1 protein-coding gene and 1 pseudogene are annotated in these 2,144 nt (G+C 53.5%); both read right to left on the bottom strand.

Annotated elements, in window-relative coordinates:
• Window positions 1-420: 420 nt before the first annotated feature.
• Window positions 421-1,167 (bottom strand): annotated as a pseudogene (locus PPL9_RS33495) (glycoside hydrolase TIM-barrel-like domain-containing protein).
• 430 nt (window positions 1,168-1,597) lie between these two features.
• On the bottom strand, window positions 1,598-2,144 hold a 547-nt coding region (locus tag PPL9_RS18840), incomplete at its 5' end, for an NnrS family protein (RefSeq protein WP_161831359.1).

Raw genomic sequence — 2,144 nt, 5'->3', positions numbered from 1 at the left:
TGACCTGACCCGCGATGAAGTCATCGACGAGCCGTTCTATCTGGCGCGTCTGAAGATCCTGGAGAGCGAAATGCCGAAGTGGCTGGCCAGCACCGCAATGGATGCACGCGGACTTTGCAAGGGTGAGATCACATAGCCCTCCAAGGCATCATAAAGATTGGAGGTTTGGATTAGTTTTCTGGGTTGCCCAGCGCGTTCACAAAGGTGTTTGACCAACGCAGCTAGTCCAACAGCGCCCAATCGCCATCCGAGCCAGTGGCCCAGTCGCCAATTCTCGCTATCTGACCAGACATTGGTGAGCTCTAGAAAGAAGGGATAGGGGTCGCGGATCCCATGTTCAGGCCGAGCAGTTGCTGAGATCAAGCATCGGTTTGCCACAGACGCTTGATGTGGGATTGTTGCCAGGCTGTTGTCATTAACTCAGCGTGGCATCCAGATAGGCGTGCTGGATGGAATCATCAAGCCAGGCGCCTTGGATTCTGAGGACTTGGGATCTATGAAAACATTAGGCTGGTTGGTGGCGCGGTCTACAGCAGGACAGCCAAACTTGGTAAACCAAATGGGTTTGCTCTTTGGTAACCAGATGGTTGGCTCAACCTCCTCCACACCGCTAGGACGATCATTGTGCTGATTGCTCCACCAGCTTTGCAGATCTTTATAACGAGATACTCAAGGCTTGTTATGAGCACTATCGGCTATGAATGTTCTCACCTGTGGAATGAGATCAGCATCGTTTGCATAAAACCAGTAAAAACCTTCGCCATCAACAATATTACCTTTCAAGTAACTCTTATCATAGATGTGCGGGTGGGCTGGGGAGTCCAAATGATCAAAGCCGTTGCGCCATTCGGATAGCGGCATGTAATTGTCGACGCCGATAAAGTCGCAAGCCTCGTGTGCCCAGAGCAGATCAAGATGGAAGAAAAAATCTCCACTGTCATCTTCTGGCCTGAAGCCAAAGTACTCGGTCCAGTCGGCGGCATAAGAGAGCTTGGTGTCTGCTCCTAGAACAGAGCGCACGTCGCTGATGAGACGGGCCCATTGATCGACGGCGGGAAAGCTGTTTATTGTTCCTCGCACCTGATTAAGCGCGTGCATTTCAGAGCCAATCAGAAACGCATCCACTCCGCCAGCAACTTTGCACAGATGGGCATAGTTGAGGATCATGCGGCGCAAGCCTCAATCTCCCGATGTCTCGGTCCAACTGAAATCACCAACCGCAGCAGAGCCAAATAGCGCAGACACCTGCCCTGCCGCTGTTTCACTCTTGTCTGGTGAGCCTTTAAGTCCGGGAGCAGGGGAGCATGTTATCCTGCCACGCCAAGGATAGGTGGATTGGCCAACTTTTCTAGCATCATCTATCCAAAGACAGGCAGCCACACCCCATACAGCCTTCCAACTGTACTCTCACGTTCTCCATGCGTGCAATACGCTCATTCAGATGAACTTTGAACTGCTGGCTCAAGCGTTTCCACTCAGCTTTGTTTGGCGCGCGGCCCGGGGGAAGTGTCCCGAGTTGATTACATCCGCCGTGACTTAGTTTGATAGGTAAGAAAGGTCGGAGTTTAATATCTTCAACCACAGGGGCAACTCCCCCTCACTTCTTCCCCCACGCCAGCAGGGGGCCGAAGGTCACCACGTAAACCACAAATGCCAGGATCCATGCTAGCGCTGACACATCGTAAAGCCTTGCTGCGAGGTCTGGGAAGAGGCCTGCGGAGAAGCGGAGGAGGACTGATGTGGCCATTGCGCAGTAAAGGAAGGTGGCACCGCGGCTTGCTTTGAGCTCCTGACCAGTATGGCCGAGGGTTGCGCGGGTCATGACGGCTAAAGTCATCATACCCAGAACGCCAGCCATAAGCAGGTGTTGGGCTCCGGTGATGTCCAGCAGGTCTGGCAGGAGGATGGCAAAGCCAAGTGCAAGCAGACCCAGCGGCATAAACAGATAGCTTGCATGCAGCACCAGAACCAGAGGTTCCTTGAAGGTATACTGCCCTTTCCAGCGAACCAGACGCGCGAAGTGCAGCGCTCCGGCAATCAAAAGTACCACACCTGCCAGCCAATGATCTTGCAGCGCAGTCCAGACAAGCAGTGCGATCAGGAGGGCAAGCAGTGAGATCTTGTCGAACACCTGCATTGGGCTC

Source organism: Pseudovibrio sp. POLY-S9, assembly GCF_001431305.1.
Lineage (GTDB): Bacteria > Pseudomonadota > Alphaproteobacteria > Rhizobiales > Stappiaceae > Pseudovibrio.
The sequence above is the reverse complement of the archived record's forward strand: the minus strand, read 5'-3'. Positions and strand labels throughout refer to the sequence as shown.